The 2,702-nt window shown below is 42.5% G+C and carries 2 protein-coding genes; both read left to right on the top strand.

Features of this window, described 5'->3' with window-relative positions:
- The first annotated feature begins 114 nt into the window (after nt 1-114).
- Complete coding sequence (gene istA, locus AB1467_07370; GenBank protein MEW6296074.1) at nt 115-1,704, top strand: IS21 family transposase; 1,590 nt, start codon at nt 115-117, stop codon at nt 1,702-1,704.
- A gap of 16 nt (nt 1,705-1,720) precedes the next feature.
- Entirely contained in the window at nt 1,721-2,479 is a 759-nt protein-coding gene (gene istB, locus AB1467_07365; GenBank protein ID MEW6296073.1) for an IS21-like element helper ATPase IstB, read from the top strand.
- Nucleotides 2,480-2,702 lie beyond the last annotated feature (223 nt).

Here is a 2,702-nt window from a genome sequence, read left to right as displayed (position 1 = left end):
TAATTCCCCACCTGGTATCAGAATAATTCCCCAGTTAGTATCAAAGTAATTCCCCACTTTTTCCACAATAGTGATATAAGATTTCCTGCAAAACTCATATAAGCAGGAGGTCTTATGGCCAGGAGGGATATAAGGATGGAGGAATTGGTAGAAGTTCTGTATCAATGGCACAGATGGAGGAATATAAGGCAGATTAAACGATCAGTTGGATTAGCGCGCAAAACGATAAGGAAGTATATTGCACTGGCAGAGAAGCAAGGATTTAAGCGGGAGATGGAGAACCAGCCATATGAGTATTATCTGAAACTGGCAGGGAAGATACAGAGGGAATTAAAGACCCCCCTTGATACATCACCCTCATACAAAAAGACAGCAGAATACCAGAGCACCATAGAGAAGCTCAGATTAAAGCCCTACATGAAGCCCAAACAGATTTACAGAATACTGAAGAGGGATTATGACTATTCCCTCAGCTACTGCAGCTTCCAAAGGTACATGAACATCAAATATCCAAAACCCCCAAGAAGCTGTCTACGTATTGAGGTAAGGACAGCAGAGGAGGCACAGGTTGACTTTGGCTCTGCCGGTCTGATGTATGACCCTGATACAGGGAAGATGAGAAGAGCACATATCTTTGTAATGACCCTTTCGTACAGTCGCCTTCCCTATGTAGAGTTTGTATTTGACCAGGGGCAGCAAACATGGGTGCAGTGTCACATTAATGCATTTGAGTTCTTTAAAGGAGTTCCTGAGAGGGTAATACTGGATAATCTGAAGTCAGGGATACTGAGGCCAAACACCTATGATCCAATATTCAATAGGGCATATGCAGAATGTGCAAAGCATTATGGCTTCATAATAGATCCAGCAAAGATAAGAGAAGGCTCTCATAAGGGAAAAGTTGAGAGGAAAATCCCGGTAGTAAGGCAGCAGTTTTTGTCATCAGTAGATTTCAGGGATATTAGGGAAGCTAACAGCAAGGTTTCTGACTGGTGTTTGTACGATTATGCAATGGAGGTTCATGGGACGACAAAGAGGAGGCCCTATGAGGTATTTCAGGAAGAGGAGCAGTCTCAACTCAGGGGCCTTCCCCTGGAGAGATTTGAGATACCTCTGTGGAAGGAGGCAAAGGTACATCCTGATCATCACATCGTCTTTGACAGTAGTTATTATTCACTGCCCACCAGATTTGTTGGAAAGAGGGTGTGGGTGAGAGGCGGAGTATATGCAGTGCAGATATTCTATGACGGAGAGCTGATAAAGACCCATCAGAGGGCAAAGAGGCCAGGTATACGGGTAACCGATGAAAGGGATTACCCCCCTGAGAAGTCAAGATACTTACTTAATACCAGAGGTTACTACCAGAAAGAGGCATTAAGGTATGGAGAATATGTAAGCAAGCTGGTTGAAAAGATTATGGCAGAGCACGCATACAGGAATCTCCGAAAGGTGCAAGCCATATTCAGACTTGCAGACAAGCACGGCTCAGAGGCATTGGCTCTCACCTGTAAACGTTGTCTCTTCTATGAGGATTATCGCATGAGCACAATTAGGAGGGTCCTTGATAAGAAGCTCTATCTTCTGCCTATTGCTAATGAAGACACGGCAAGAGAGGCTGTAAATTCCCCAAAAGGGCTTCCTTTTTTGAGACCCTCGAAATATTTTAACCACATAAAGGACGTAGATGAAATATCAACGTCCTAAAGGAGGGAAAAATACAATGAACATAGATGGACAGTTAATGAACAAACTGAAACTACTACGGTTAACAGGGATGCTTGAGACTTTAGATGTAAGATTGAAACAGGCAGAAGACAGTAACAGTGGATATCTGGACTTCCTGATGACCCTGATAGAGGATGAGTATGAGAGGCGCCAGTCCAAACAGCTCTTAAGGAGATTAAAGAAGGCAGGGTTTGAAGAGGAAAAGACAATTGAGGGTTTTAATTTCTCCTTTAATCCCCAGATTCCTGCAAAGAAGATAAAGCAGTTGGCAAACTGTATCTATATTGACAGGAGGGAGAATATCTTTCTGATGGGACCTGTTGGTGTGGGAAAGACCCATATAGCTCAGGGCCTTGGACATATAGCCTGCCGTATGGGTTATGATGTCCTCTTTACCAAGGCAGTTAAGATGTTCCGTTACATTAATGGTGGCAGAGCAGATAATACATTGGAAGATAGAATAAAGCAGTTTGCCACAGTACAACTTCTTATCATTGATGACTTTGGCCTTAAACCCTTAACCCCTACTCAGTCAGATGACTTCTATGAGGTAATAAGCGAGAGGTATATGAAGCGTTCCATAATCTTTACCAGCAATAGAACTGTTGAGGACTGGCATGGCTTATTCCCAGACCCTATTATTGCCAACTCTGTAATGGACAGGATTGCCCATAATGCCTATCAGATTGTAATGACTGGTGAATCATATAGAAACAAGGGAAAGAGTCAAAATAATGGGGAAAAGGGCAAATAGAGGGAAAAACAGCTTTCATATTTGCCCTACAATCGATTTTTGAAGGCAAAGACAACGTATGGTATTGGGTTGTTTCAACTCAAAAGGATTAAACTTGAAGAAGGGGGTGAAATTATTTTGTGATAATTATGGACAAAGCTTCAGGACGAGTTTTATAATTTAACCTGGAAAAAGTGGGGAATAAATCTGATACCGGGGTGGGGAATAAAGCTGATACTTGACA

It is taken from the genome of Candidatus Diapherotrites archaeon, from assembly GCA_040755695.1.
GTDB lineage: Archaea > Iainarchaeota > Iainarchaeia > Iainarchaeales > 1-14-0-10-31-34 > JBFMAK01.
This window is presented reverse-complemented; position numbering and strand designations above follow the sequence as displayed.